The organism is Motilibacter peucedani (genome assembly GCF_003634695.1).
Lineage (GTDB): Bacteria > Actinomycetota > Actinomycetes > Motilibacterales > Motilibacteraceae > Motilibacter > Motilibacter peucedani.
In genome coordinates, this window is record NZ_RBWV01000009.1 from 618,654 (window position 1) to 645,282 (window position 26,629).

22 protein-coding genes are annotated in these 26,629 nt (G+C 74.3%); 12 read left to right on the top strand and 10 right to left on the bottom strand.

The features are described from left to right. Positions 1-168 precede the first annotated feature (168 nt). Positions 169-1,935: an ATP-binding protein gene (locus tag CLV35_RS04425; RefSeq protein WP_183061668.1), complete on the top strand. Its 1,767-nt coding sequence runs from the start codon at positions 169-171 to the stop codon at positions 1,933-1,935. A gap of 8 nt (positions 1,936-1,943) precedes the next feature. Here CLV35_RS04425 and CLV35_RS04430 read toward each other — a convergent pair whose 3' ends face one another. Further along, on the bottom strand, positions 1,944-2,324 hold the full coding sequence (locus CLV35_RS04430; protein WP_121192153.1) for a response regulator transcription factor: 381 nt from the start codon (positions 2,322-2,324) through the stop codon (positions 1,944-1,946). A gap of 247 nt (positions 2,325-2,571) precedes the next feature. On the opposite strand from CLV35_RS04430, the gene CLV35_RS04435 reads away from it, so the two are divergent. From CLV35_RS04435 to CLV35_RS04445, 3 genes are all read left to right on the top strand, one after another. Further along, on the top strand, positions 2,572-3,657 hold the full coding sequence (locus CLV35_RS04435) for a lysylphosphatidylglycerol synthase domain-containing protein (protein ID WP_183061670.1): 1,086 nt from the start codon (positions 2,572-2,574) through the stop codon (positions 3,655-3,657). Next, positions 3,654-4,361 carry a glycerophosphodiester phosphodiesterase gene (locus tag CLV35_RS04440; RefSeq protein WP_121192155.1) on the top strand — a complete coding sequence of 236 codons (708 nt, stop codon included), beginning with the start codon at positions 3,654-3,656 and terminating at the stop codon, positions 4,359-4,361. Before CLV35_RS04435 ends, CLV35_RS04440 begins: the two co-directional genes overlap by 4 nt. A gap of 99 nt (positions 4,362-4,460) precedes the next feature. Then, positions 4,461-4,742: a DUF6458 family protein gene (locus tag CLV35_RS04445; protein ID WP_231121479.1), complete on the top strand. Its 282-nt coding sequence runs from the start codon at positions 4,461-4,463 to the stop codon at positions 4,740-4,742. A 23-nt stretch (positions 4,743-4,765) separates the two neighbouring features. On the opposite strand, the gene CLV35_RS04450 is transcribed toward CLV35_RS04445, so the two are convergent. Beyond that, positions 4,766-6,598: an NHL domain-containing thioredoxin family protein gene (locus CLV35_RS04450; RefSeq protein WP_121192157.1), complete on the bottom strand. Its 1,833-nt coding sequence runs from the start codon at positions 6,596-6,598 to the stop codon at positions 4,766-4,768. Next, positions 6,595-7,368, bottom strand: a complete 774-nt coding sequence (locus CLV35_RS04455) for a nitrilase-related carbon-nitrogen hydrolase (RefSeq protein WP_121192158.1) — start codon at positions 7,366-7,368, stop codon at positions 6,595-6,597. Before CLV35_RS04455 ends, CLV35_RS04450 begins: the two co-directional genes overlap by 4 nt. A gap of 133 nt (positions 7,369-7,501) precedes the next feature. On the opposite strand from CLV35_RS04455, the gene CLV35_RS04460 reads away from it, so the two are divergent. Further along, positions 7,502-8,083 (top strand): YceI family protein, encoded by a 582-nt coding sequence (locus CLV35_RS04460; protein WP_121192159.1) that lies wholly within the window; start codon positions 7,502-7,504, stop codon positions 8,081-8,083. A 40-nt stretch (positions 8,084-8,123) separates the two neighbouring features. On the opposite strand, the gene hisC is transcribed toward CLV35_RS04460, so the two are convergent. The 4 genes from hisC to CLV35_RS04480 all read right to left on the bottom strand — a co-directional run bounded on the left by hisC (position 8,124) and on the right by CLV35_RS04480 (position 14,686). After that, positions 8,124-9,206, bottom strand: coding sequence for a histidinol-phosphate transaminase (gene hisC / locus CLV35_RS04465; RefSeq protein WP_121192160.1), 1,083 nt, complete (start codon positions 9,204-9,206; stop codon positions 8,124-8,126). 19 nt (positions 9,207-9,225) lie between these two features. Beyond that, on the bottom strand, positions 9,226-9,756 hold the full coding sequence (locus CLV35_RS04470) for a DinB family protein (RefSeq protein WP_121192161.1): 531 nt from the start codon (positions 9,754-9,756) through the stop codon (positions 9,226-9,228). Between the two features lie 21 nt (positions 9,757-9,777). Continuing rightward, positions 9,778-11,700: a glycoside hydrolase family 15 protein gene (locus CLV35_RS04475; RefSeq protein WP_231121480.1), complete on the bottom strand. Its 1,923-nt coding sequence runs from the start codon at positions 11,698-11,700 to the stop codon at positions 9,778-9,780. A gap of 106 nt (positions 11,701-11,806) precedes the next feature. Beyond that, a complete protein-coding gene (locus CLV35_RS04480; RefSeq protein WP_183061672.1) occupies positions 11,807-14,686 on the bottom strand; it encodes a choice-of-anchor U domain-containing protein in 2,880 nt (959 codons plus the stop codon). Positions 14,687-15,074: 388 nt separating this feature from the next. On the opposite strand from CLV35_RS04480, the gene CLV35_RS04485 reads away from it, so the two are divergent. Further along, a complete protein-coding gene (locus tag CLV35_RS04485; protein ID WP_183061674.1) occupies positions 15,075-16,787 on the top strand; it encodes a glycoside hydrolase family 127 protein in 1,713 nt (570 codons plus the stop codon). Between the two features lie 26 nt (positions 16,788-16,813). After that, positions 16,814-17,383, top strand: a complete 570-nt coding sequence (gene dcd, locus CLV35_RS04490; protein ID WP_121192164.1) for a dCTP deaminase — start codon at positions 16,814-16,816, stop codon at positions 17,381-17,383. On the opposite strand, the gene CLV35_RS04495 is transcribed toward dcd, so the two are convergent. Continuing rightward, positions 17,380-18,165, bottom strand: coding sequence for an exodeoxyribonuclease III (locus CLV35_RS04495; RefSeq protein ID WP_121192165.1), 786 nt, complete (start codon positions 18,163-18,165; stop codon positions 17,380-17,382). The genes dcd and CLV35_RS04495 overlap by 4 nt on opposite strands. 56 nt (positions 18,166-18,221) lie before the next feature. Here CLV35_RS04495 and CLV35_RS04500 point away from each other — a divergent pair, with 56 nt between their 5' ends. Further along, entirely contained in the window at positions 18,222-18,914 is a 693-nt protein-coding gene (locus CLV35_RS04500) for a type 1 glutamine amidotransferase (protein WP_183061676.1), read from the top strand. A gap of 27 nt (positions 18,915-18,941) precedes the next feature. Here the strand turns inward: CLV35_RS04500 and CLV35_RS04505 are convergent, their stop codons facing one another. Both CLV35_RS04505 and CLV35_RS19650 read right to left on the bottom strand, forming a co-directional pair. Continuing rightward, positions 18,942-21,779, bottom strand: coding sequence for a putative bifunctional diguanylate cyclase/phosphodiesterase (locus CLV35_RS04505; RefSeq protein WP_121192167.1), 2,838 nt, complete (start codon positions 21,777-21,779; stop codon positions 18,942-18,944). Positions 21,780-21,898: 119 nt separating this feature from the next. Next, positions 21,899-22,192 (bottom strand): DUF4235 domain-containing protein, encoded by a 294-nt coding sequence (locus CLV35_RS19650; RefSeq protein ID WP_147431872.1) that lies wholly within the window; start codon positions 22,190-22,192, stop codon positions 21,899-21,901. Positions 22,193-22,411: 219 nt separating this feature from the next. Between CLV35_RS19650 and dnaK the strand changes: the two genes are divergently transcribed. The 4 genes from dnaK (at position 22,412) to CLV35_RS04530 (ending at position 26,585) form a co-directional block, all read left to right on the top strand. After that, entirely contained in the window at positions 22,412-24,271 is a 1,860-nt protein-coding gene (gene dnaK, locus CLV35_RS04515) for a molecular chaperone DnaK (RefSeq protein WP_121192169.1), read from the top strand. Next, entirely contained in the window at positions 24,268-24,879 is a 612-nt protein-coding gene (gene grpE, locus CLV35_RS04520) for a nucleotide exchange factor GrpE (RefSeq protein WP_121192170.1), read from the top strand. The genes dnaK and grpE overlap by 4 nt, the downstream gene beginning before the upstream one ends. A gap of 120 nt (positions 24,880-24,999) precedes the next feature. Then, positions 25,000-26,160, top strand: a complete 1,161-nt coding sequence (gene dnaJ / locus CLV35_RS04525) for a molecular chaperone DnaJ (RefSeq protein WP_121192171.1) — start codon at positions 25,000-25,002, stop codon at positions 26,158-26,160. 5 nt (positions 26,161-26,165) lie between these two features. Then, on the top strand, positions 26,166-26,585 hold the full coding sequence (locus CLV35_RS04530; protein ID WP_231121481.1) for a heat shock protein transcriptional repressor HspR: 420 nt from the start codon (positions 26,166-26,168) through the stop codon (positions 26,583-26,585). The last annotated feature ends 44 nt before the right edge of the window (positions 26,586-26,629 follow it).

Genomic DNA, 26,629 nt, shown 5'->3' on the forward strand with positions numbered 1-26,629 from the left:
CCTCAGAGCCCTCCGACCACAGCCGATTGACAGTGAACGGCAACCGACGGAACGGGCCAGCACATGACACGCGTACATGGATGGGGGCGTTCGTCGACCCCTGCCTGCGCGCGTGCAGGCCGGCCGCTCGACGAGCCCACCACAGACGTACCGGACACCCTCGAGACGGTGGTCCGCCTGGCGGCCCTCGTGTGCGCCGCGCCCCACGCGGCGCTGCTCGCCCGGCGCGACGACGGCTCGTACGCCGTGCTCGCCTCGACGGGGACCGCGCCCTCCGCTGGCGCCGCGCAGGTCGAGGTGCCCCTCGCGCCGGTCGCCGGTCTGCCCGGCGCCGCCCTGGTCGTCACCACCCCAGCACCTCCTGAGCTCTCGGGCCCGGCGCTCGAGCTGCTGGCCGTCCAGGCGCACCAGCTACTCTGCGAGCGACGGGCCGCCGCGGCGTCCGCGGTGCTGCGCGAGGTCCTCGCGGCCGCCGCGTCGGCCCGGACCCCTGCCGAGGCGCTCGAGTGCGCGCTGGGGGCGGTCTGCACCTTCGCCGGCTGGCCGGCGGGCACCGCGTACCTCGTCGACCAGGGCAGCGGCGACGACCGCGCCGTCGCGTCGTGGGCGTCGGGCGAGCCCGCCGCCGGGCCGCTGCGGAGCGTCCCGGTCCTCGAGGGCGGGACGCAGGTCGGGCGGCTCGAGCTGTCGACCGGCGCCGCGACGCCGCCCGACGCCGAGCTCGACGGGCTGCTCGCGCAGGTCGGGGTCGCGCTCGGCAGGGTCGTCGAGCGCCAGCGGGCCGCCGCCGAGCTCGCCCACCGCGAGGAGCGGCTGCGCCGCATGGTCGACTCCGCAGGCGTGGCGTTCTTCTCCGCCGACGCCGCGGGCCGCATCACCGCCTGGAACGTGCCGGCGCAGGAGCTCTTCGGCTGGCCCGTGGACCAGGCGCTCGGGAGCGCCCTGGCCGACGTCCTGCTGCTGCCGGGCCTGGCAGCGGACGGCGTGCAGGGCTGGCTCGCGTCCCGGACGAGCGTGCCCGCCGACGAGCCCGTCATCGCGGCGGCACGCCACCGCGACGGCTCCCCGACCCCGGTCGAGATGGTGGCGTGGGCCACCGGCGAAGGCCCCCGCGTGGAGCTCAACGCCTTCGTGCGCGACATCACCCACCGCCACGAGGTCGAGCGGCTGGTGCAGGCCGACCTCGAGCGCAAGGAGCGGCTCGTGGAGGAGCTGCGCGGCGTCGACCGGTTCGCCAACGACGTGGTGACGACGGTGTCGCACGAGTTCCGCACGCCGCTCACGAGCATGCTCGGCTACCTCGAGCTGCTGTGCGACGACTCCTCCGCACTGGCACCGCTGCACCAGGAGGCGCTCTCGGCGGTGCACCGCAACTCCCACCGGCTCAAGCGGCTCGTCGACAACCTGGTCACGGTCTCGCGACTCGACGCGGGGGAGGCCGCGAGGGTCTCCACCGACGTCGACCTCTCGGCGACGGTCGCCGAGCTCGTCGAGGAGCAGGCCGCCGCGGCGCTCGCGAAGGGCGTGCTGCTCAGCGCGCACGTCGACCCGCACGTGGGCGTCGAGGGCGACAACGACCTGCTCGACCGGCTCGTCTCCAACCTGGTCGGCAACGGGCTCAAGTTCACACCCGCCGGCGGCTCGGTACGCGTGTCGCTGCGTCGCGAGGGCGCCTGGGCGCTGCTGCAGGTGCGCGACACCGGCATCGGCATCGCGCTCGAGGAGCAGGAGGCGGTGTTCCAGCGGTTCTACCGCGCCGCCGACGCCGAGGCCCGGGCGATCCAGGGCTCGGGCATCGGGCTGGCGATCGTGCGCGAGGTCGCAGCGGCGCACGAGGGGTCGGTCACGCTGGTGTCGCAGCCGGGGGCCGGGACGACCGTGACCGTACGGCTGCCGCTGGTCCCGGCGATGGCCGGGACCGCGGCGGAGCAGTAGGCGGACGCCTACCAGACGTCGTCGGCGCCGACGGGGGTCGAGCGCTCGACGGCGTTGATCAGCGCGGAGGCGATGAAGGGCTTGGTCAGGTAGGTCGCACCGACCTCGCGGCCGCGGGCCACGTCGTGCTCCTGCACACGGGCGCTGAGGAAGACCACGCGCACGTCGGAGCCGCCGAGCCCGCGCAGGGCCTGGACCAGCTGGAAACCGTCCATGCCCGGCATGCTCACGTCGAGCACCGCCACCTCGGGCAGGCCGCGCTCCTCCACGAGCGCCAGCGCGGCGTTCCCGTCGCCCACCGCGACCACCCGGTGCCCGGCGGCCTTGAGCCGCATCGACACCAGCCCGCGGATGTCCTCGTCGTCGTCGACGACCAGCACGCGTGCCATCTCTACCTCCTGAGCTCGGCTGGAGATGCTCCAGCTGTCGCTGCACCTTCGGAGCGGGCCGCGGACGACCTGAGCACGGAGCCGGGTCTGTGGAGAACGCCTGCGGCATCCACAGCGACCTGGCAGTGTCGCCACAGGCAGGGCCAGAAGTGGGTACACATCCTCAGGGACGGACGACCCGGTGCCGATGAGAGGTGGACACCGGACTTTCGCCGGACGTTCGCACAGAGGGAGCAGCCTGGTGCTGATGGCAGCAGACGCAGTCGGCCGGTCGGCCACGCCCGGCGTGCGCCCGCGTGCGGCACGCCTGCGCACCCCGCTGGTCCGCAAGCTCGCCGGCGTCGCCGTCGTCGCCGCCGGGGTGTGCGCCTCGGTCGCCGGGCTGCAGCGCGTCCCGGCCTTCTCCCTGCTCCCCGCCGTGCTCGGCCTGTCGGCCTTCGTGATCGGCAAGTACGTCTTCTGCCCCCTGCGCTGGCAGGCGCTGTCGGTCTCGGAGCACAGCACGGCGTGGTTCGTCCGCGCCTTCGCCGAGGCCGAGCTGCTCGGCCTGTGCACGCCCGGCCACGCGGGCGCCGACCTCTGGCGGGTGCGCCGCCTCGAGCGCACCGGTCGCCGTCGCGCCTGCGCCTTCGGCGAGGTCGCCGCCGACCGGCTGGTCGGCTCGGTCGGCATCGTGGCCTTCGCCCTGCTCTCCGGCACGACGCTGCCGCGTCCCCTGCTCGTCGGCGCCGTCGGCGGCCTGCTCGCCGCCGTGGCGGCCGTCGCCGTGCTGCTGCGCGCCCGCCCCGGCCTGCGCGAGCGGGTGCCCTCGCTGCCCGGTCCGCGCCGGCTCGCTGCGGCCGTCGCCTACAGCCTGGGCTACCAGGCCTCCGTGCTCGTGATGCTGGTCGGCGTCGTGGCCGCGGTCGGCGCCTCGGTCGACCCGCTGCAGCTCGCCGGCGTCTTCGCCGCCAGCCAGCTGGCGGGCGTCGTGCCCGGCCCGCAGGGAGCCAGCCCCAAGGACGGCGCGCTCGCCTTCGGCATGGTCGCGCTCGGCGTGCCGCTCGAGGCGGCGCTGGGCGCCGTGTCGCTCAAGGCAGCGCTCGCCTGGGTCCCCGGCCTGGCGCTCGGCAGCACCGCCTTCCTGGTCAGCCGCGCCTCCGTGCGCCGCGCCCGCACCGCCGTGGCCGCGCTGCCGCACCCGGCCCTGCCGGCGATCCCCGCCCTGCCGCACCCGACCCTGCCGAGCCTCCCTGCGCTGGCCGCCCTGCCGCACCCCTCGCTCCCCGCCTTCGCGCCGCTCGAGGGCGTCGTCCCCGACGGCGTTCCCGCGCTGGGCGCGGCCGCCGCGTGACCAGCGGCGCGAGCGGGCGCCGCGTGCTCGCGGCCGCCCACCGCGGCGGCAACTCGGTCCACGCCCTGGAGCAGGCGGCCGACAGCGGAGCCGACATCGTCGAGCTCGACGTCCAGCCCGGGCCGCGGCTCGAGGTGCGCCACGCCCGCGACCTCGCGCCCCTGCCGCTGCTGCTCGACCGCGGCCGCCTGCGCCGCGGGTGGGGCCCCAGGCTCCACCTCGACGAGGTGCTCGACGTCGTCGAGGAGCTCCTCCCGCCCACGACCCGGCTGCTCGTGGACCTCAAGGGCACGTCGACCTCGATCGGCGCCGAGCTCGCCGCCGTCCTCGAGCGGCGCGGGCCGAGCCCGCGCGCGGTGCTCGTCTGCGGCCGGCACTGGCCCGCTCTCGACGCCTTCGCCGGCCTGCCCCAGGTCGGGGTGATGCTCTCGGCCGGCAAGCCCGGCGAGCTCGCCCTCCTGCGCCGCCGGCTCGCCGACGGCACGCTCGTCTCAGGGCGCCCGCCCGCCGGCGTCTGCCTCTCCCACACGCTCGTCGACGCACCGCTCGTGCGCGAGCTCGAGGCCCAGCTCCCGCTCGTGCTGTCGTGGACGGTCAACCGGCGCACCCATCTCGACCGGGTGCTCGAGGCCGGCGTCGGCGGGGTCATCACCGACCGGGCCGACTTCCTCCGCGAGCTCTCGGGCGTGCCCGCCGGGCGCTGAGCCCGAACACCCTCCCGGGTCAGTGTCGCAGTGCGAGCCGCCGGGTAGGACCCAGCGCGACAGCGCGTCGGGAGGTCCCTCCCGCGCGCCCCTTCGCAGATGGAGGAACTCCCCATGGGCATCGGCATCGGCATCCTGCTCATCGCCGCGGGCCTGATCCTCGCCCTCGCCGTGGACGCGACGGTCTCCGGGCTCGACATCCAGGTCGTCGGCTGGATCCTCGTGGCCGCCGGCGTGCTCGGGCTCGTGCTGGAGCTCGCGCTCTTCGCGCCGCGGCGCCGCTACCCCGGGGCCGTGGCCCCCGACGTGCGCGAGCGCACGGTCTACCAGGACCGCCCCGTCGTCGAGGAGCGCCGCGTCTACGACGACCCGCGCTACTAGGGGCCGGCGAGCGGCACGACCGCTCAGGCGGGGGCACCCAGCAGCGGCAGCACGAGCTCGCCGGGTGCGCCCGCGACCAGCCGGACGGGCACGCCCCAGTCCTGCTGGTGCACGTGGCACGCCGGGTTCTCCCCGGCGTCGTCGCACGCCGCGGCCGTGGCGGCGACGTGCAGCACGCCGTCGCCCGCCGAGGCGTCGAGCTCGAGGGTCCGCACCAGCTCGCTGCCGCGGCCCTCGCCCGAGCGCAGCAGCCCCGGCGGGGTCGACGAGACCGAGAGCCGCGTCGCGGGGCCCCACCTCTCGTCGAGGTGCTGGCCCGGAGGCGGGACGAAGACCACCTCGAGACGTACGCTGCCCGCCCTCAGTTCGGTGGGCGGGCGCTGCGTCCGCGACCGGGCGCCCATGACCTCCGTGCCTCCGGTGAGCTCCACGGCGCGCACCCGGTGCGCGGCCGACTCGACGACCCGCACCCGGTCGCCGTCGACGAGGACGTCGGAGGGCTCCGCCAGCCCGGTCGCCACGGTGGCGACCGTCCCGCCAGACCCGTCGGGCGACCAGCGCCGCAGGGCGCCGTTGAACGTGTCGGCGACCAGGACGCTGCCGTCGGGGCACGCAGCGACGCCGAGCGGGTGCTGCAGCAGCGCCGAGCCCGCCGGGCCGTCGACGTGGCCGAAGTCGAACAACCCGGTGCCGACCACCGTGTCCACCTCGTAGCCGCCGGCAGCGGCCCGGCGCAGCCGGCGCAGCGCCGAGGACTCGCTGTCGGCGACCCACAGCAGCTCGGCGTCGGACCCGAGCGCCGAGAGTCCCGACGGCTGCGAGAACCACGCCTGCCCGGCCGGCCCGTCGACGAGGCCCTCGTTCGTGGTCCCGGCCGCCACCTGCACAGCGCCCGTGCGCGGGTCGAACGTCCAGAGCTGGTGGATGCCGGCCATGGCCACCCAGAGCCGGTCGTCCCACCAGGCGAGGTCCCACGGCGAGGACAGGTCGCCGGTGCCGGAGCCCTGCATCCACTGCCGGCCGGACCCCGCGACGGTGACGAGCTCGCCGCTGGGCAGGCGCAGGCCGCGCAGCACGTGGTTGACCGTGTCGGACACCACGACGTCGTAGCCCGCCGCGGCGGCGACCTCCTCGGGCAGCACGCACAGCCCCTGCGGCTCGGCGAGCTGCGCGTCCGCCGGCCCGCCGTCTCGCAGCCCGCGCGTGCCGCTCCCGATGCGGCGGACGACCTCGCCGGCGTCGTCGAGCACCACGAGGCCGTGCCGGCCGGAGTCGCTGACCAGCAGCCCGCCGCCGAGCCGCTCGGGCAGGCGCACCGCCTTGCCGGGGAAGCGCAGCTCCGTGTTCGCCGGGGCTGTCGGTACCCACGGGCCTGCGCCGCGCCGCAGCGTGCCCCGCCGCTCGTGCTCGGCCACCTGCTCGGTGAGGATCCGGTCGAGCGCATGGGCGTGGCCCTCGCCGGCCAGGTGCGTGACGACGTAGCCCTCGGGGTCGACGAGCACCAGCGTCGGCCAGGCGCGCACCGCGTAGGCCGACCACGTCGTCATCGCCGCGTCGTCGAGCACCGGGTGGTGCACGTCGTAGCGCTCCACCGCTGCTGCGACCGCGTCGGCGTCGGCCTCGTGGGTGAACTTGGGCGAGTGGATGCCGAGCACCACGAGCTCGTCGCTCCACCGCTGCTCGAGCTCGCGCAGCTCGTCGATGACGTGCAGGCAGTTGATGCAGGCGAAGGTCCAGAAGTCGAGCAGCACGAAGCGCCCGCGCAGCTCGTGCAGGGTCAGGGGCACGCCGCCGGTGCCGATCCAGGTGCCCCGGGCGAGCTCCGGTGCGCGCACCCGCGCGCGGCCGCCGCTCACAGCCGTCGGTCGCGCAGGACGGGGAACTCGGCCCGCGTGGTGGCGACGAACGAGAGGTCGATGTCGGCGACCAGCACCTGCTCGGTGTCGTCGGCCTCGGCGACCACCTCGCCCCACGGGCTGACGACGACCGACCGGCCGCCGAGCGCGACGCCGCGCTGGGTGCCGGTCTGGTTGCAGGCGACCAGCCACACCTGGTCCTCGATCGCGCGGGCCCGAGCCAGCGTCGACCAGTGCCCGATGCGCGCCGCGGGCCAGGACGACGCCATCACGACGAGCTCGGCCCCGAGGTCGACCAGCGCGCGGAAGAGCTCCGGGAAGCGCAGGTCGTAGCAGGTGGCGAGCCCGGCGACCGTTCCCGCCACGGCTGCGGTGACCGGGCCGGGACCTGCGCCCAGCACAGCCGCCTCGCCGGAGTCGAAGCCGAAGCGGTGCACCTTGCGGTAGGTCGCGAGGGTCGCGCCGTCGGGCCCGAGTAGGACCGCGGTGTTGTAGAGGGTGCCGTCGTCGGCGCGCTCGACGACGCTGCCGCAGTGGAGGTACGCGTCGGCCGCCCGCGCCGCGTCGGCGAGCACCGGGACCACCGACCCCGGGAGCGGCTCGGCGCTCGACGCCCACTCGCGCGCGTTCCACGCGCCCTGCGCCCACAGCTCGGGGAGCACGACCAGGTCGGCGTCGCCCAGACCGGCCACCGTGCCCGCGACCTCCTCCACACGCTGTGCGAGCGGCGCGGACAGGTCGCCGCCGAGCTGGACCAGGGCCGTGCGCATCCTCCGATCCTGCCAGCAGCCGGTCACCACGAGTGACCCGCCTCTGGACGCCGGGGGGCCCGACGGGCCACAGTGGCTGCACGCACAAGCTCCGGCCACGGAGGCCGGGGCGCAGCCGAGGAGCACACCAGGCATGAACGACTTCGACGAGCGCAGCTCGGCGATCGACGACCTCACCGGCGACTACGCGTTCGACCCGGCCCACACCCGCATCGGGTTCGTGGCCCGGCACGCGATGGTCACCAAGGTCCGCGGCACCTTCACGCAGTTCGAAGGCTCGTTCCACCTCGACGCCGCCGACCCCACCCGGTCGTCGGTGCAGCTGGCGATCCAGGCCGACAGCATCGACACCGGCCAGGAGCAGCGCGACGCGCACCTGCGCACCAACGACTTCCTCGACGTGCCCAACCACCCGCAGCTGGTGTTCCAGAGCAAGGAGATCAAGCCGGTCGACGAGGACGTCTACTCGGTGACCGGCGACCTCACCATCAAGGGCGTCACCCGCCCGGTGACGCTCGAGGTCGAGTTCACCGGCAGCGCGAAGGACCCCTTCGGCAACATGCGCGCGGGCTTCGAGGGCCGCACGACGATCAACCGCACCGAGTGGGGCGTCAACTGGAACGCGGCCCTCGAGACCGGTGGATTCCTCGTCAGCGAGAAGGTCGTGCTCGAGATCGACGTCTCCGGCATCAAGCAGGCCGACAGCGCCGGCTGAGTCCACAGCGGGCCACCGGAGCCACTGCGTACCCGTTGGCTCAGCGCGAGAGCCACGCCTCCGCGACCTGGACGAACAGGTCGTTGGCCTCGCGCTCGCCGATGGTGACGCGTACGCCGTCGGCTCCGTAGGGCCGCACCGACACGCCCACCGCGTCGCAGGCGGCGGCGAACTCCGCGCTCCGGTCGCCGAGCCGCAGCCAGACGAAGTTGGCCGAGCTGTCGGGCAGCGTCCAGCCCTGCCGGCGCAGCGCGGCCGTCACGCGCTCGCGCTCGGCGACGAGCGCCTCGACCCGCTCGAGCAGCTCGTCGCGCGCCGCGAGCGACGCGATGGCTGCGGCCTGCGCGAGCCCGCTCACGCCGAAGGGCACGGCGGTCGCGCGCAGGGCGGCCGCGACCGGAGGGGCGGCCAACGCGTACCCGACGCGCAGGCCGGCGAGCCCGTAGGCCTTCGAGAACGTACGCAGCACCGCGACGTTCGCGTGCTCGCGGAAGGCGGCCACCCCGTCGGCCGCGTCCGCGTCGCGGACGAACTCGGTGTAGGCCTCGTCGACGACGACGAGCACGTCGGAGGGCACGGCGGCGAGGAACCTGGCGAGCGCGTTGGTCGCGATCGTCGTGCCCGTCGGGTTGTTGGGCGTGCACAGCAGCACCAGCCGGGTCCGCGGTGTGACGGCGGCCAGCATCGCGTCGAGGTCGTGGCCCTCGTCGGCGGCGAGCGGCACCGGCACGGCGCTGGCGCCGGAGATCTGCACGACGATGGGGTAGGCCTCGAACGAGCGCCAGGCGAAGACGACCTCGTCGCCCGGCCCGCAGGTCGCCTGCACCACCTGCTGCAGGACGCCGACGCTGCCGGTGCCGGTGGCGACGCACTCGACCGGCACGGCGTGGAACGCCGCGATCTCGCGCACCAGCGCGGCCGCCGACATGTCGGGGTAGCGGTTGACCGAGCCGACCGCCTCGCGGAGGACCTCCTGCACGCTCGCGAGCGGCGGGTAGGGGTTCTCGTTGCTCGACAGCTTGTAGGCCGGGCGCCCGTCCGGGGCGACGGCCGGGCGGCCCGGGACGTAGGCGGGCAGCGCGCTGACAGCGTCGCGCAGCTTCGGGGCGGCGGGAGTCGTCACGCCGCGAGCCTAACGGGGCTCAGTCGCCCGTCGAGCCGTCGATGCACTCGCGCAGCAGGTCGGCGTGGCCGTTGTGGCGCGCGTACTCCTCGACCATGTGGCTGACGATCCAGCGCAGCGAGAAGCGGCCGTCGCGGCCCCGGCTGCGCACGTCGTAGCTGGTCTCGGCCGCGACGAGCCGGCGCGAGTGCTCGCACTCTGCCTCGAAGCGGGCGACCACCTCGGCGGCCGGGGTCGAGGCGAGGTCGTCGAAGTCGTCGTCGGGCGCCTGCTCCGAGTAGTAGACCGGCTCCACCTGCTCACCGGCGAGGGCCCCGCGGAACCAGCCGCGCTCCACCTCGGTCAGGTGCCGCAGCAGGCCGAGCAGCGAGAGCGACGACGGGGGCACCGGGCGCCTGGACAGCTGCTCCTCGGTCAGCCCGGCGCACTTCCCCAGCAGCGTGGCCCGGTGGTAGTCGAGCCACCCCTCGAGCATCGCGCGCTCGTCGAGGTCGGCGTCGGGCGCCGGCTCGGTGCGGGCGGGGGCTGCGGCGAGGGGGAGCTCGGTCATGGACGTGGAGTCTGGCAGGGCCTAGGACTCCTCCGCCCGCACGACGTGCATGACCGCGTTGACCAGCGCGAGGTGGGTGAACGCCTGCGGGAAGTTGCCCAGGTGCTTGCCGGTGCGGGGGTCGAGCTCCTCGGCGTAGAGCTGCAGGTCGCCCGACAGCGAGAGCAGCTTCTCGCAGAGCCGGCGGGCGCGGTCGACCTCGCCGATCTCGACGAGGGCGGACACCAGCCAGAACGAGCAGATCGTGAAGGTGCCCTCCTCGCCGTGGAAGCCGTCGTCGGTCTCCTCCGGGCGGTAGCGCAGGACCAGCCCGTCGACGGTGAGCTCGTCGGCGACCGCCAGCACCGTCGCGCGCAGCCGCGGGTCGTCCTGCGGGAGGAAGCGCAGCAGCGGCGCGAGCAGCACCGAGGCGTCGAGCGCGTCGCTGCCGTAGCGCTGCACCAGCACGCCGCGCTCGTCCAAGCCGTGGGTGAGCACGTCGTCGCGGATCTCGTCGGCGAGCGCCGACCACTCCTCGGCGCGCTTGGTCTGCTCCAGCATGCGCGCGATGCGTGCGCCTCGGTCGAGCGCGACCCAGCACATGATCTTGGACGAGACGAAGTGCTGCGGCTCGCCGCGCACCTCCCAGATGCCGCGGTCGGGCTCGCGCCAGGCGTCCATGGCCCGCTGGGTGAGCGCCTCCATCAGCGGCCAGATGCGCTCGTCGATGTGCTCCTGCACCTTGGCGTGGAGGTAGACCGAGTCGAGGATGGCGCCCCACACGTCGTGCTGCACCTGGTCGTAGGCCGCGTTGCCGATCCGCACCGGTGAGGCTCCCGCGTAGCCCGGCAGGTGGGGCAGCTCGCGCTCCGGGAGCTCGGCCTCGCCGCCGATGCCGTACATGATCTGCACCTCGCCGTCGCTGGTCGCGACGTCGAGCAGGAACGAGAAGAAGTCGACCGCCTCCCAGTCGAAGCCGAGGGTGTACATCGCCCACAGCGCGAACGTGGAGTCGCGGATCCAGGAGTAGCGGTAGTCGTAGTTGCGGCTGCCCTGCGGCGTCTCCGGCAGCGAGGTCGTCGCAGCCGCCATGATCGCGCCGGTGGGTGCGTAGGTCAGGCCCTTGAGCGTGAGCGCGCTGCGCTGCAGGAAGCTGCGCCACGGGTGGTCGGGGAAGTTGCCGCGCGCCAGCCAGTGCTGCCAGTGGTGGGCGGTCCACACGAGCTTGTCGTAGGCCTCGGCGAAGGTCCGCGGCGGCACGGCGCCGTGCCACGACATCGCGACGAAGCGCTCCTCGCCCTCCTTGAGCAGCGTGCGGGCGGTGGCCAGCCCGCCCTCGAAGCCGAGCCGCATGTCGCTGGTGAGCACCAGCTCGAGGTCGGTGCCCTCGGCGCGGGCGACGCCCTGCGAGTAGTCGTCGCCGGTGTAGGACCAGACCACCGGCACGCGGCCGTAGTCGGCGACCGGCTCGCAGTCCATCACCACCTGCACCTCGCCCGAGGCGCAGCGCACCGTGCGCAGCAGGATGTGCTCGGCGTCGTAGTCGGTCGGCGGCCGCTTGTGGGTGCCCGAGCGCTCGTGCTGGTGGTGCCAGGGGCCCATGACGAGCACGTCGCGCACGATCAGCCAGCCGGTCGAGGTGCCCCAGCTGGTCTCGAGCACCATCGTGCCCGGGAGGTAGCGCCGTGCGTCGGGCACCGTGCGGTCGCTGGGCCCGAGGCCGAACGCGCCCGCGTGCCGGCCGAGGATCGCGCCGAAGACGCTCGGTGCGTCCATCCGCGGCACGCTCATCCACTCGATCGCGCCGCTGGGGGCGACCAGGGCGGTGACCTCGCCGTCGGAGATGAAGCCGTAGTCGCCGATCGGGGGGAAGGCGGAGGTCGACGGCCCGCTGGCCGGGGGAGTCGCCTCCTGCGTCACGTCGTCCGGCTGTGCCGGCTCGCCGTCGGTGTCCGTCGTCGCCACAGGGCTCCTCCCTCTCGCGGGCACCGTACCCCCGGAGCGGCGGGAGGGCGCGCGCGGCGCGGCGTCGAACCGCGAGGGGCCGAACCACCGCGTCGCGCCCACGGGCTCAGCCCTTGACCGAGTCGTCGTCCAGGCCGTCGAGGAGGTCGGCGCCCGGCCCGCCGTGCAGGCTGTCGTGGCCGTCGCCGCCGAAGAGGTGGTCGTCGCCGGCGCCGCCGTGGATGGTGTCGTCACCCGCACCACCGCAGACCACGTCGTTGCCGTCGCCGCCTTGCACCTTGTCCTTGCCGCCGAGCGCCACGATGACGTCGTCGCCAGCGGTGCCGGTGATCCTGTCGTTGCCCTCGGTGCCGACGATCGTCGCGACCTGCCCGTCGCAGCGCAGCAGCGTCACCGGGCCGCCCGGATCGGTGACGATGCCGTTGGCGGTGAGGTCGGAGTCGCCACGGACGCCGTCGACCAGGTGCAGCGTCACGGTGTCGCCCGAGACGGTCGCGCCGGTGCCGCCCGCGAAGGAGAAGTCGTACCAGGCAGGGGTCGGCGCGCCCGGTCGCGGGCCGTGCTTCCAGTACGCGTCCGGTGCCGTCCCCGGCGGCAGCAGCAGCTGCACCGTGGCGGTCGGACTCGCGGTGACCGAGAAGCTGAAGGCGCCGACCGGCAGCCGCACGCCCGCCGGGGCGCCGGGTGCGGGCGCCGTCGTGTGCACGTCCTGGAGCACCGAGCCCGGGCTGGCGACGAAGGTGACGTAGCCGGCACCGTTCGCCGCCGGCAGCGAGGCCACGCCCGGCTGCAGCCGGTCGGGGATGCCGTCGCTGTTGCCGTCGCCGCCGTGCGGTGCGCCGTCCTCGGTCGCCGGCGAGACGCCGTCGCCGTCGCTCGGGGGCTGGTACTCGTAGGCGCCGAGGTCGCACCGCGGCGTACCGTCCAGGTCACCGTCGACCGGTCGCGGCTGCTGGCGCGCGTCGTGCGTGCCGCAGTCGAAGAAGGTCGCGGACGTGCCGGACACGTCCGCGTCGATCGCGGGGCTGCCGGAGAGCAGGGCGTGGGTACGCGGCAGACCGCCGTTCGCGCCGAGCGGGCCGAGCCGCGGGTCGAGGGGCGCCTCGCCCGTGCCGCTCTGGATCGTGCTGTGGTCGCCGAAGATCGTGTCGCGGATGACGCAGCTGTCGCTGAGCACCCCGAGCAGGTTGTCGCGGTGCGAAGTCATCCGGAAGGTGGTCGGGCTGTAGCAGTCGGGTCCGTAGCCGCTCTGGAAGCGGTCGCGGTTGTCGGTGTTGCCGGCGATGACCGAGTTGGCGACGTTGACCTGCGCGACCGGCCCGAGGTTCATGATGCCGCCGCCGAAGCGGTCCGGCTCGCCCGAGCCGCCCGGCCGGTTGGCCTCGTTGCCGGTGATCGTGCTGAAGCTGATGTCGAGCACCGCGTCGTCGCTCACGTTGCGGATGCCGCCGCCACCGCCCCAGACGCGGTTGCCCGAGACAGTGACGCCCACGAGGTCGGCGTGCTTGAGGTTCGACAGGCCGCCGCCGCGCGTCGCGACGTTGCCCGCGAGGGTGGTGTCGGTGAGGGTGAGGCTGCCGTTGTTGAAGATGCCGCCCCCCTGCGAGGTCTGCCCTCCGCCGCCCTCGGGCAGCGAGTTGTCGCGGACCTCGCTGCGGCGGACGTCGAGCACGCCCCAGTTGCTGATGCCGCCGCCGAAGACGGACGAGGAGTTGTCGCGCACGACGCTGTCGCTGAGCGTCACGCTGGCGCCGGCGTTGACGTAGAGCCCCGCGCCCGGCACGCCGACGTCGCTGCGCCCGTTGCGCAGCGTCAGTCCCGTCACGCTCACGATCGGGCCGTGGCCGGTGCCGACGCGAGGCGCCAGGCAGGCAGGAGTGTCGAGCAGCGGTGACCCGGCTGTCCCCGCCAGGTGGACCCCGCGGTAGGCGCCGGTGGTGCCGGAGTAGCGGAGCACCTGCCTCGTGCCGAAGCTCAGCACCAGCAGGTCGCCGTCCTCGGAGAAGACCAGGTCGGTGGGCCGGTCGAGGCCGCCGGAGCCGGCCGTCACGAACGTGCTCTGGTAGGCGCCGGTCGTGGCGTCGTACTTCAGCACGCGGTCGTTGGCCCAGCTCGAGACGTAGAGCGAGCCACCGCGTACCACCATGCCGCGGGGCGTGTCGAGGCCACCGGAGAAGGGCGCCACGAGCGCACCGAGGTACGCGCCGGTGCCCGCGTCGTAGCGCAGCACCGCGTCGCTGCCGGCGCTCGTGACCAGCAGCTCGTTCCCGCGGAACAGCAGGCTGTTGGGGTTGGCGAGACCGCCGGACCTGGCGGGGACGACGACGTCGACGAACGCGCCCGTGAACCGGTCGTAGCGCAGCACCCGGCTGGCGACGTAGTCGGTGACGTAGAGGTAGTCGCCGTGGAACTCTGCATCGGTCGCACCGCCGAGGCCGCCGGACCCGTTGGCCACGAAGACGCTCTTGGGAGCGCCGGTGCGGCCGTCGTAGCGCACGACGCCCGTGGAGAAACCGGTGACGTAGACGTCGCCGTCGTTGCCCGGGGTGACGGCACCGGGGATCGAGAGCCCGCCAGCGCCGGGGCTGACCAGCGTGCCGTTGCGCTGGCCGTTGCGGTCGACGCTCACCACGCTGTTTCGCGCACTGTCGCAGACCAGGAGCTCCGCGGTGCGCACCTCGAGCACGCTGTCGTGGTGCTGCCCGTCGAGCACCGTCGTCGCGGCACCGCCGGGAGCGTTGAGGAAGAGCGAGTCCTCCACCCGCAGGGCGCTGTCGAGCAGGTAGGTGCCCGGGGGCACGGTGACGGTGTCCATGCCCGGCAGGGCGTCGGTCTGCTGCACGGCAGCTCTCAGCGTGCAGGCACCTCCCGCTGCGGCGCAGACGCCGTCGCTCAGGTCGGCGTCCGGGAGGTCGGCGGTGCTGGTGACCGTGACGGTGGTGGCGAGCGCCGGTGTGGCACCTATGACCACAACGGCGCTCGACACGCCACCTAGTACCAGTGCGGCGCTGACAGTCATGGCGAGGCGGCGACGCCCCCGCGAGTTCTCCCCCATGCTGGCACGGTCGTCCTGGCCGGCGTCGAAGTCAAGGGTCTGCCGGGCAGGCGTAGGTTCGGCCCGTGGCAGCTCCCGAGGACCCGGTCCGGACCGTCGCACCGATCGCGCCCGTTGCACCGAGCAGCGACGCCCACGTGCGGCTGCGGCCGCTCGGCCTGCGCGAGGTGGCGCTGACCGGCGGGCCGTGGCTCGACTGGCAGTGGGCCAACCGCGACGTGACAGCGCCGCACGAGTTCGAGTGGCTCGAGCGCGACGGCACGGTGGACAACCTGCGTCGCCTGGCCCCCGGCGCCACCGGACCCGAGCGACGCGGCTTGTGGTTCACCGACCCGACCTCTACAAGGCCCTCGAGGGAGTGGCCTGGGAGCTCGGGCGTGCGGACTCGCCGGCGCTCGCAGCGCTCGTCGACGAGATGGCCGGCGTCATCGGCGCAGCGCAGGGGCCCGACGGCTACGTCAACTCCTTCGTGCAGGCCGGGCTCGACGTGCGCTGGGACGACCTGGTGAAGAGCCACGAGCTCTACTGCATCGGGCACCTCGTGCAGGCCGGCATCGCGCACCGCCGGGCGACGGGCAGCAGCTCGCTGTTCGACGTGGCGGTCCGCGCGGCCGACTGCGCGGTGCGCGACTTCGGCGGCGGGCGCCGGCGCGACTCCGACGGCCACGAGGAGGTCGAGATGGCGCTGGTCGAGCTCTTCCGCGAGACGGGGGAGCGCGCCTACCTCGAGCTGGCCCGCCAGTTCCTCGACGACCGCGGCTACGGCCTGCTCGGCACCGACGGCCACTTCGAGCCCGCCTACTTCCAGGACGCTGTGCCCGTGCGCGAGCAGACCGAGGTCGTCGGGCACGCGGTGCGCGCGGTCTACCTGATCGCCGGCATGGTCGACGTCTACGTCGAGACCGGTGACCAGACCCTGCTCGACGCAGCGGTCGCGCAGTGGGAGTCGATGACGGCGCGCAAGGCCTACGTCACCGGGGCTGTCGGCTTGCGCGTCGAGGGCGAGGCGTTCGGCGACCCCTACGAGCTGCCGCCCGACCTCGGCTACGGCGAGACCTGCGCCAGCATCGGCGTCGTGATGGCGTCGTGGCGGCTGCTGCTCGCCACCGGCGAGGCGCGCTTCGCCGACGCGGTCGAGCGGGCGCTGCACAACCTGGTCGCCGCGTCGACCTCGGTCGAGCGGACCGGCTTCTTCTACAGCAACCCCGCCCAGCGCCGGGTGCCCCACGAGCCGGCGCCGACCGACACCCGGCCGACCCGCGCGGCGGCTCCGGGCACCCGCCCGCCGTGGTTCGAGTGCGCGTGCTGCCCGCCGAACGTCCTGCGCACCATCGCCTCCCTCGGCGCCTATGTCGCCACGTGGTCGCCCGCCGGCGTGCAGGTGCACCAGTACGTCCCCGCCACCGTCGCCGCCGACCTGCCCGAGGGGCGCGTCGAGCTCGAGGTCGCCACCGCGTACCCGCTCGACGGGGTCGTCGACGTGCGCGTCGTCACCTCGCCCGACGAGCCCTGGGAGTTGCGGCTGCGCGTGCCCGCGTGGGCGGGCGACGGGGCGCGGCTCGAGGTCGACGGCGAGGGGCGCGCCGCCGGAGGGCCGGGGTACGCAGCGGTGGCCCGCCGCTGGGAGGCGGGCGAGCGCGTACGCCTCGTGCTCCCCGTCGCCCCGCGCCTCACGGTGGCCCACCCCTCGGTCGACGCCGTGCGCGGCCAGGTCGCCGTCGAGCGCGGCCCGGTCGTGCTCTGCTTCGAGTCGCCCGACCAGCGCGGGCTCGACCTCGAGCGCGTCGAGCTGCTCGTCGACCGCCCGCTCGAGGAGGAGACCGTCGAGCTGCTCGGCCAGCGGGTCGTGCGGGTCCGGGCGAGGGGCGTCCAGCGCGACGACAGCGGCTGGGCGGGCTCGGGCTGGGCGACGCTGGGGCAGGAGCCGGCCGGCGCGGCCCGCGAGGTCGAGCTCGTGGCGGTGCCCTACGCGCTGTGGGCCAACCGCGGGCCGTCCACGATGCGCGTCTTCGTGCCCGCGCGGCGCGGCTGACCCGACCACCCGTTAGGGTCGCTCGCGTGATCCTGTCGGACGGCACCATCCGCCGCCTGCTCGACGAGGGCCGGCTCGTGGTCGACCCGATCGAGCCCAGCCAGGTGCAGCCGGCCAGCGTCGACGTGCGGCTCGGCGCGGAGTTCCTCGTCTTCCGCAACCACACCGCCGAGGTCATCGACCCCTACGCGCGGCGCAGCGACCTCATGCAGAAGATCGCGGTGGGCGAGGGCGACGCGTTCGTGCTCCACCCCGGCGAGTTCGTGCTCGGCACCACCCTCGAGGCGATCGGCCTGCCCGACGACCTGGTCGCCCGGGTCGAGGGCAAGAGCAGCCTCGGCCGGCTGGGCCTGCTCATCCACGCGACCGCCGGCTTCGTCGACCCCGGCTGGAAGCGCGGCCAGATCACCCTCGAGCTCTCCAACGTCGCGACGCTGCCGATCAAGCTGTGGCCGGGCATGCGGGTCGGGCAGCTCTCCTTCCACACCCTCGACGCGCCGGCCGAGCGGCCCTACGGCCACCCCGACCTGGGCTCGAAGTACGTCGGCCAGCAGGGCCCGGTCGCCTCGCAGTACGAGCAGAACGCACGCAGCTAGCTCTCGTCGGAGAGCTCCACGACCACCGGCGCGTGGTCGGAGGCGCCCTTGCCCTTGCGCGCCTCGCGGTCGATCCAGGCGTCCGTGACCCGCGTGCGCACGGGCTCGCTGGCGTAGACCAGGTCGATGCGCATGCCGAGGTTCTTGTGGAACATGCCGGCGCGGTAGTCCCAGTAGGTGAACGGGATGTCGTACTTCAGCGCGCGCGGCACCACGTCGCCGAGGCCCAGGTCGCGCAGCGCGGCGAGGGCGCCGCGCTCGGGCGGGGTGACGTGCGTGGAGTGCGTGAAGGCCTTCGGGTCCCAGACGTCGGCGTCGGTGGGCGCGACGTTGAAGTCGCCCATCACCGCCAGCGGTCCGGGCAGCTCGGCGGCCACCGCGTCGCGCAGCGCGTCGAACCACGCCAGCTTGTAGGCGTAGTGCTCGTGCCCCGGCTCCCGGCCGTTGGGCACGTAGACCGACCACACGCGTACGCCGCCGCACGTCGCCGACACCGCGCGCGCCTCGCGCACGTCGGGGGTCGGGAAGCCGGGGTCGCTGGGGAGGCCGCGGCGTACGTCGTCGATCCCCACGCGTGAGAGCAGCGCCACGCCGTTCCACCGACCCTCGCCGTGGGCGGCCACCTCGTAGCCCAGCGCCTCGACGCCCGCGCGCGGGAATGCGGCGTCGTCGCACTTGGTCTCCTGCAGGCACACGACGTCGGGCGCGACCCGCTCGAGCCACTCGAGCATCCGGGGCTCGCGGGCCAGCACGGAGTTGACGTTCCAGGTGGCGATGCGCACGGGGCCAAGCATGGCGCACCAGCGCTGGGCGCACCCGTTCGGCCAGAATGGCGGGCGTGACGGTCCTGGTCGTGCAGCACAAGCCGGTGGAGGGGCCCTACCGCCTCGGGCAGGCGCTGGTGCGCGCCGGGCGGGCGCTCGACGTGCGCCGCACCTACCTCGGCGACCCCGTGCCGGCCGACGCGTCGAGCCTGAGCGGGGTCGTCGTCATGGGCGGGCCGATGGCCGCCTACAGCGACGAGGGCTTCGCGAGCAGGACGGCCGAGCTGGCGCTGCTCGAGGACGCGCTCGACCGCTCGGTCCCGGTGCTCGGCATCTGCCTGGGCGCGCAGCTGCTGGCCGTCGCCTCCGGTGGCTCTGCGGTGCCGGGGCACGGGCTCGAGGTGGGCTGGGGCGACGTCGAGCTCACCGAGGCCGCAGCCTCCGACGAGCTGCTCGGCAGCCTGCCGACCCGGCTGCGCACCCTGCACTGGCACGGCGACACGGTCGTCCTGCCGCCGCAGGCTGCCCACCTGGCGCGCAGCGCGGCCTACGAGAACCAGGCCTTCCGCGTCGGCGCGGCCGCCTGGGGGCTCCAGCCGCACCTCGAGCTCGACCGCGCCGGCGTCGACGCGTTCTGCACGGAGTTCGCCGACGAGGCGCCCGGCCCGCTGGGCGAGGAGATCCGCGAGCGGGCGCCGGAGGCCGTCGCGGCGCTCGCGGGGGTCGCCGAGGTGGTGTTCGGGCGGTTCGCGGCTCTCTGCCGCTGAGGCAGGCGAGGGCTCTGCCGCTGGCCCTCAGCCGTCGAGCAGGCCCGCGGTGACGGTCGGCCAGCTGCCCTCGGGCGGCGCCGGCCGGCGCAGCAGGTAGCCCTGGGCGGCGTCGCACCCCAGCTCGCGCAGCGTCGCCAGCTGCTCGGGCGACTCGATGCCCTCGGCGGTCGAGCTCACTCCGAGGCTGCGCGCCAGCGAGATGATCGCCTGCACGATGCGCCGGTCGCGCTCGTCGCGGTGGACGCCGGCGACGAAGGTGCGGTCGATCTTCAGGCTCTGCGGCTCGAGCTCCTTGAGGTAGGCCAGCGAGGAGTAGCCCGTGCCGAAGTCGTCGATCTCGGCGCTCACGCCGAGGTCGCGCAGCGTGTGCAGGCAGGAGATGGAGGTCTCGGGGTCCTGCATCAGCGTCGTCTCCGTGATCTCCACTCCCAGCGCTGAGCCCGGCAGGCCGAACTCCTCGAGCAGAGCGCGTACGTCGTCCTCGAGCCCGAGCGCGAGGTGCGCCGGGCTGACGTTGACGAAGACGCGGCCGGTGGCGCCGGCGCGGCGCCAGCGCGCCGCCTGGGCGCAGGCGGCGCGGAGCACCCACCGGCCGATCGGCAGGGTCAGCCCCATCGACTCGGCGACGTGGAGGAACTCGCCCGGGCCGACGAGCACGCCGTCGCGGCGCCAGCGCAGCAGCGCCTCCGCGCCGGTCACCTCGCCGGTGCGCAGCGACACGATCGGCTGGAAGTGCAGCTCGAGCACGTCGCCCGCAAGGGCGGCGTGCAGGGCCTGCATGAGGTCGAGCCGGCGGCCCGAGGTGTCGCCGTGGGACCGGTCGAAGGTGGCCAGCTGACCGCGCCCCCGCTCCTTGGCGAGGAACAGTGCCGCGTCGGCTTCCGAGAGCAGCGTCGAGGAGTCGGTGCCCGGGCCTGCGACGGCCAGGCCGAGGCTCGCGCTCTGGCGCAGGGTGCGACCCTCGACGAGCACGGGCTCCTCCAGCGCCCGCAGCAGGCGGCCGGCGATCACGGAGGCCTCGTCGGCGGAGTGCAGCTCCTCGCAAAGGAGCACGAACTCGTCGCCGCCGAAGCGGGCGAGGGTGTCCTCGGGCCGGATCGCGGCCGAGAGCCGGGCGACGACCTGCACCAGCAGGGCGTCGCCGAAGCCGTGGCCGTAGGTGTCGTTGGCGAGCTTGAAGTGGTCGAGGTCGATGAACAGCACGGCGAGCACGCCCGGGTGACGGGCGGCGCGGGCCACCGCGTGCTCGAGCCGGTCGGTGAGCAGCGCCCGGTTGGGCAGTCCGGTGAGCGTGTCGTGGGTGGCCTGGTGGGCTGCTTCGACCTCCGCGTTCTTGCGGTCGGTGACGTCGTCGTAGGTGATGATCACGCCGCCGCCGGACCGTGGGACGACGATGCTGTGCCACCAGTGCTCGTCGGTGCCTGCCGGGCGGGCGTGCGTGTCGGCCTCGTAGCGGCCCAGCCTGCCGCGCAGGACGGCCTCGATGCCGTCGGCGAGGTCGACCAGCCCGGCGTTGGCGGTCGCCTCGCCCACCGAGCGCATCGCGGCGGCGTAGCGGCCCTGGTGGTGGTCGAGCAGCTCGAGGAATCGCGGGGTCGCGGCGCTCGAGTCCATCAGGGCCCGGTTGGTGAGGTCGACGACCCCGTGCTCGTCGAGCGTGAGCACCAGTACGGGCAGGGCGTCGAGGACCTCGCCTGCTCGCCGGGCGACCTCGGCGCGGGCCTCCTCGGCCTCGCGCTGCAGCGCGGCGGCCTCCCGGCCAGCCAGCGCCAGCTGGCAGTTGACCACGTGGAGCGAGACGCGCGCCGCCAGGAAGCGAGCGAGCTCGAGGTCGGCCTCCGTGAAGGCCGCCTGGGCCGCGTTGCGGTGGAACGACAAGGTCCCCCTCACCAGGCCGTCGAACATGATCCGCGCGACGACCATGTGCTGCCTGGTGGACGCGGAGCCCTCCGCCTCAGCGGCCGCCCTCTCCAGGGGTCCGAGGGGCTCGTCGGTGGAGATCAGGTCACCGGTCTCGAGCGCGCGGGCCAGCACCGGCGGGACGTGGTCGGCGCTCCACAGCCGGCCGGGTCGCGTCGCGGCTCCCCGGCCCGGCGGGGCGTAGGCCGAGGCGCCCACCGCCCCGGTCGCGACGTCGCGCAGGAGCACGAAGCTGGCCTGCCCGGTGATGTCCCGGCTCGCCTCGGCGACGGCGCGGGCGACGACCTCCATGTCGGGCGCCTCGCGCTGCAGCTCCACCAGCCGGTCGGCCAGCCCCGAGAGCACGCGTTCGCGGGCGTAGGCCTCGGCGAGCCGCTGCTCGGCCGCCGCCCGCTCGGCCGCCTCCCGAGTGGCCGCCTCGAGCAGGCGTGCATTCTCAAGCGGCAGCGTGACGGCCTCGGCGAGGGCGAGCAGAGCCGCCTCGTCGTCGTCGTCGTAGGGCTCGGCGCCGGCCGGCCGCGCGCACAGCAGCACGCAGCGCGAGCCGTCGCGGCTGGGGACCTGCAGCCCGAGCTGGTGGGCGCGACCCTCGGTCCCCCAGAGGGCGACCAGCGGTGCGGTCGGGAGGTACGGTGCAGCCACCCGCCGCACGACCGGCTCGTAGCGGAGGGCGGTCAGCGTCCCCACCAGCGTGGCCGAGCCGCCGCGCAGCCGCTTCGCCGAGGCGTCGAGCGCCTGCCTCGCCGTGGCGTCGGGGTGGCCCAGGCCGACGTGCTCGCACACGGAGGACGTGGGGTCCAGCAGGACTGCGGCGCTCGCCTCGCCCACGAGCTGAGCGGCCGCGTCGGCGACCACCGCCGCCACCTCGTCGAGGCCCGCCGCGCCCATGACCCGCGTGGCCACCGTGGCCAGGACCTCGGCGCGGCTCGCCGCTGTGCGCATGGGCCCCCGCCACCTTTCCCCGGGGTGACCTGGCAGGCCACCACCTCAGAGGTGGCCGTAACGTACCCCGGTCCGTGCGCTTCGCAACGAAGAACCGGGGGACGTGTCCCGCGAGCCGCTCAGCTGCTGACGTCGTTGAGGTTGGCGGGCGTCGTGCCGGTGGCCTTCGAGTACCAGACCGCTGCCTGGCGGCTCGCGGCCAGGCGGGCCAGGCCGATCACCGCGCCCGAGAGCAGCGCCCAGCCGACGGCCTCCACCCACTCGACCTCGGGGTCCTCGGGGTTGGCCGGCGGCTCGTTGCCCGTCGTGAGCTTCCAGCCGGTGGTGACCAGCTTGCGGGCCGCCCAGGCGGCGCCGACCGCGCCTCCGGCGGTGAGCACCTTGAGCCCGATGCCCGCGTCCTGCTTGCTCATGGTCGTCCTCGATCCTCGCTGTCGCGCCTGGTCGCTGTCTGCGCCCCATCCTGCCCGCCGGCGGGCGCGAGCACGCCCGCGGGGGCAGTGACGCAGGAGACGCAGGAGAGTTGAGCCGGGTGGAATCAACTCGGCTTGACGTCCGTTGGGACTGTCGGGAAGCATTGAGCCAGCAGGGCTCAACTGTGGTCCGACCCAGCAACTACCGGAGGTAACCCCATGGCTCGTGCCGTCGGCATCGACCTCGGGACGACCAACTCGGTCGTCTCGGTCCTCGAGGGTGGAGAACCCACCGTCATCGCCAACGCCGAGGGCGCCCGCACGACGCCGTCGGTCGTGGCGTTCGCGAAGAACGGCGAGGTGCTCGTCGGCGAGGTCGCCAAGCGCCAGGCCGTCACCAACCCCGACCGCACCATCCGCTCGGTCAAGCGCCACGTCGGCACCAGCTGGACCGTGGACATCGACTCGAAGAAGTACACCCCGCAGGAGATCAGTGCCCGCGTGCTGCAGAAGCTCAAGCGCGACGCGGAGGCCTACCTCGGCGAGAACGTCACCGACGCGGTCATCACGGTGCCGGCCTACTTCAACGACTCCCAGCGCCAGGCCACCAAGGAGGCCGGCGAGATCGCGGGTCTCAACGTCCTGCGCATCGTCAACGAGCCGACCGCGGCCGCCCTGGCCTACGGCCTTGACAAGGGCGAGAAGGAGCAGACCATCCTGGTCTTCGACCTCGGCGGTGGCACGTTCGACGTGTCGCTGCTCGAGATCGGCGACGGCGTGGTCGAGGTCAAGGCCACCTCCGGCGACAACCACCTCGGCGGTGACGACTGGGACCAGCGCGTCGTCGACCACCTGGTCGAGAAGTTCCGCGCGGCGCAGGGCATCGACCTGGCCAAGGACAAGATGGCCATGCAGCGCATCCGCGAGGCGGCCGAGAAGGCCAAGATCGAGCTCTCGAGCTCGCAGCAGACCTCGATCAACCTGCCCTACATCACCGTCGACGCCGACCGGAACCCGCTGTTCCTCGACGAGACGCTGACCCGCGCCGAGTTCCAGCGCATCACCGGCGACCTGCTCGAGCGCACCAAGGTGCCGTTCCGCAACGTCCTGCGCGACGCGGGCATCCCGGTCGACAAGATCGACCACGTCGTGCTCGTCGGCGGGTCGACCCGCATGCCGGCCGTCGTCGACGTCGTCAAGGAGCTCACCGGCGGGCGCGAGCCCAACAAGGGCGTCAACCCCGACGAGGTCGTGGCGATCGGCGCCGCGCTCCAGGCCGGCGTGCTCAAGGGCGAGGTCAAGGACGTCCTGCTGCTCGACGTCACCCCGCTGTCCCTCGGCATCGAGACCAAGGGCGGCATCATGACCAAGCTGATCGAGCGCAACACCACGATCCCGACCAAGCGCTCGGAGATCTTCACCACGGCCGACGACAACCAGCCGTCGGTGCAGATCCAGGTCTTCCAGGGCGAGCGGGAGATGGCCTCGGCCAACAAGAAGCTCGGTATGTTCGAGCTCACCGGCCTGCCGCCGGCTCCGCGCGGCGTGCCGCAGATCGAGGTCACCTTCGACATCGACGCCAACGGCATCGTGCACGTCGCGGCCAAGGACCTGGGCACCGGCAAGGAGCAGCGGATGACCATCACCGGCGGCTCCGCCCTGCCCAAGGACGACATCGAGCGCATGGTGAAGGACGCCGAGGCCCACGCCGAGGAGGACCGCAAGCGCCGCGAGGACGCCGAGGTCCGCAACACCGGCGAGTCGCTCGTCTACCAGACCGAGAAGTTCCTCTCCGACAACGCCGACACGGTCCCCGCGGACCTCAAGGGCGAGGTCGAGGAGGCCCTCGGGTCGCTGAAGTCCACGCTCGAGGGCGCCGACTTCGAGGCGATCAAGGCGGCCACCGACCGGGTGGCGCAGGCCAGCTCCAAGCTGGGCTCGGCGATGTACGCCAACGCCCAGGCATCCGGCGAGGCCGGCGCGGGCGCCTCGGCGGGCGGCGCGGGTGCCGGTGCCCCCGGGGCCGGTGCCGACGACGTGGTCGACGCCGAGATCGTCGACGAGGACGACCAGCGGTGAGCGAAGAGCTCCGGCCCGACCAGGAGCCGGTGGTCCGCGACAAGCGGCGCATCGACCCGCAGACGGGAGAGGTCCGGGAGCCGGCGGCGACGCCGGCTCCGGGGGCCGTCCCCGCGGGTGACGCCGCTCCTGCGGAGGGCGCCGGTTCCGACGACCAGGCCGGCTCCGACGCCCAGGTGCTGCTCGAGATGCAGCTCGCCGAGCGCACGGCCGACCTGCAGCGCCTGTCGGCGGAGTACGCCAACTACCGCCGGCGCGTCGACCGCGACCGCGAGGCGGTGCGGGAGACCGCGCTCGCCTCGGTGCTCACGGCGTTCCTGCCGGTGCTCGACGACATCGACCGCGCAGCGGCGCACGGCGAGCTGGTCGGCGGCTTCAAGGCCGTCGCCGACTCGCTGAGCGCGGCGGTCGAGAAGCTCGGGCTGGTGCGCTTCGGCGAGGTGGGCGACCCGTTCGACCCCACCGTGCACGAGGCGCTCATGCACGAGCTGTCGGCCGAGGTCACGCAGGCCACCGCGGTGCAGATCCTGCAGCCGGGCTTCCGCATCGGCGAGCGGGTCGTCCGCCCGGCGCGGGTGGCCGTCGCCGAGCCCGACCCCGGCGCCTAGCCGCACCACCGCCGCCTCTGCTCCCGCCAGCGGAGGCGGCGGGGCGGTGGGAGCAGCACTGCAACCACGACCAGCACGACCCGCACGACCCGCACGGACCACAGAGGGAGGAGACGCCGGGTGAGCACGAAGGACTTCCTGGAGAAGGACTACTACAAGGCGCTCGGCGTCGCCAAGGACGCTCCGGCCGACGAGGTCAAGAAGGCCTACCGCAAGCTCGCGCGCCAGTTCCACCCCGACGCCAACAAGGGTGACGCCGGTGCCGAGGAGCGGTTCAAGGAGATCTCCGAGGCCTACGACGTGCTCTCCGACCCGACCCGGCGCAAGGAGTACGACGAGGCGCGCTCGCTGTTCGGCAGCGGGGGAGCGGGTCGCTTCCGCGCGCCGGGCGGGGCGGGCCCCGGGCCCGGATTCGACCTCGGTGACATCTTCGCCCAGGCCGGCGGCGGCTCCGGCGGGCTCGGCGACGTGCTGGGCGGGCTGTTCGGCGGCGGCGGGCGACGGGGCGCCGGCCCGCGCCGCGGCTCCGACGTCGAGTCCGAGGTGCGCATCAGCTTCGTCGAGAGCGTCGAGGGCCTCACGGTCCCGCTCCGCATGACGAGCGAGAAGCCGTGCCCGGCCTGCCGCGGCACCGGCGGGCGCGACGGCGCCCTGCCCCACACCTGCCCGACCTGCGGGGGCAGCGGCCAGACCAGCGTGGGCGGCGGCTCCGGCTTCGCCTTCGCCGAGCCCTGCCGCACCTGCAAGGGCCGCGGCCTGGTCGTCGACGACCCGTGCCCGGTGTGCTCGGGCTCCGGGCACGCCGCGGCCAGCGAGGTCATCAACGTCCGGCTCCCGGCCGGCGTCAAGGACGGCGCACGCGTGCGGCTCAAGGGCCGCGGCACTCCCGGCGAGCGGGGCGGCCCGGCCGGCGACCTGCTCGTGCTCGTCCACGTCACGCCGCACCCGGTCTTCGGCCGCGACGGCGACAACCTCACGCTGACCCTCCCCGTCACCTTCGCCGAGGCGGCGCTGGGAGCCGACATCCGCGTACCCACGCTCGCCGGCTCGACCGTCACGCTCAAGGTGCCGGCGGGCACCGCCAACGGACGCACGTTCCGCGTGCGCGGCCGCGGCGCTCCGCGCAAGGACGGCACCAAGGGCGACCTGCTCGTCACCGTCTCGGTGGCCGTGCCGGCCAAGCTCTCCGACGACGCCCGCGCCGCGCTCGAGGCCTTCGCTGCAGCGACGGCCGGCGACGACCCGCGCGCGGCCCTGCTCTCCGCCGCCACCCGGAGGTGATCGACGTGCAGCTCGAGGACGGTGCGCCCGTCTACGTGATCTCGGTGGCGGCCGAGCTCTCCGGCCTGCACCCGCAGACGCTGCGCCAGTACGACCGGCTCGGCCTGGTCTCGCCAGGCCGGGCCGCCGGGCGAGGGCGCCGCTACAGCGCCCGCGACATCGCCGCCCTGCGCGAGGTGCAGCGACTGACCGCCGACGGGGTCAACCTCGCGGGGGTCAAGCGCATCCTCGAGCTCGAGCTGCAGGTCGACGCCCTGCGCTCGCGCGTGCAGGAGCTGCAGCAGGAGCTCGACGGCGCGCTCAGCTCGGCCGAGGTGCGCGCCCGGCAGGCGGCCTACGAGGCCACCCGCGCCTCGCGGCGCGACCTCGTGCCCTTCGCCCGCGAGACCGCCGCCCTGGTCGTCTGGCGCCCCGAGCCCCGCTAGCCCGCGCCGCCCACCAGGGGCGCGCGCTGCTCACCGACGGCGCG

Excerpts from the sequence above, each read along its gene's own strand:
- CLV35_RS04435 (WP_183061670.1), top strand. The coding sequence starts at position 2,572 with ATGGCAGCAGACGCAGTCGGCCGGTCGGCCACGCCCGGCGTGCGCCCG.
- CLV35_RS04430 (WP_121192153.1), bottom strand. The coding sequence starts at position 2,324 with ATGGCACGCGTGCTGGTCGTCGACGACGACGAGGACATCCGCGGGCTG.
- dnaK (WP_121192169.1), top strand. The coding sequence starts at position 22,412 with ATGGCTCGTGCCGTCGGCATCGACCTCGGGACGACCAACTCGGTCGTC.
- CLV35_RS04455 (WP_121192158.1), bottom strand. The coding sequence starts at position 7,368 with ATGCGCACGGCCCTGGTCCAGCTCGGCGGCGACCTGTCCGCGCCGCTC.
- CLV35_RS04470 (WP_121192161.1), bottom strand. The coding sequence starts at position 9,756 with ATGACCGAGCTCCCCCTCGCCGCAGCCCCCGCCCGCACCGAGCCGGCG.
- CLV35_RS04505 (WP_121192167.1), bottom strand. The coding sequence starts at position 21,779 with ATGCGCACAGCGGCGAGCCGCGCCGAGGTCCTGGCCACGGTGGCCACG.
- CLV35_RS04460 (WP_121192159.1), top strand. The coding sequence starts at position 7,502 with ATGAACGACTTCGACGAGCGCAGCTCGGCGATCGACGACCTCACCGGC.
- CLV35_RS04445 (WP_231121479.1), top strand. The coding sequence starts at position 4,461 with ATGGAGGAACTCCCCATGGGCATCGGCATCGGCATCCTGCTCATCGCC.
- CLV35_RS19650 (WP_147431872.1), bottom strand. The coding sequence starts at position 22,192 with ATGAGCAAGCAGGACGCGGGCATCGGGCTCAAGGTGCTCACCGCCGGA.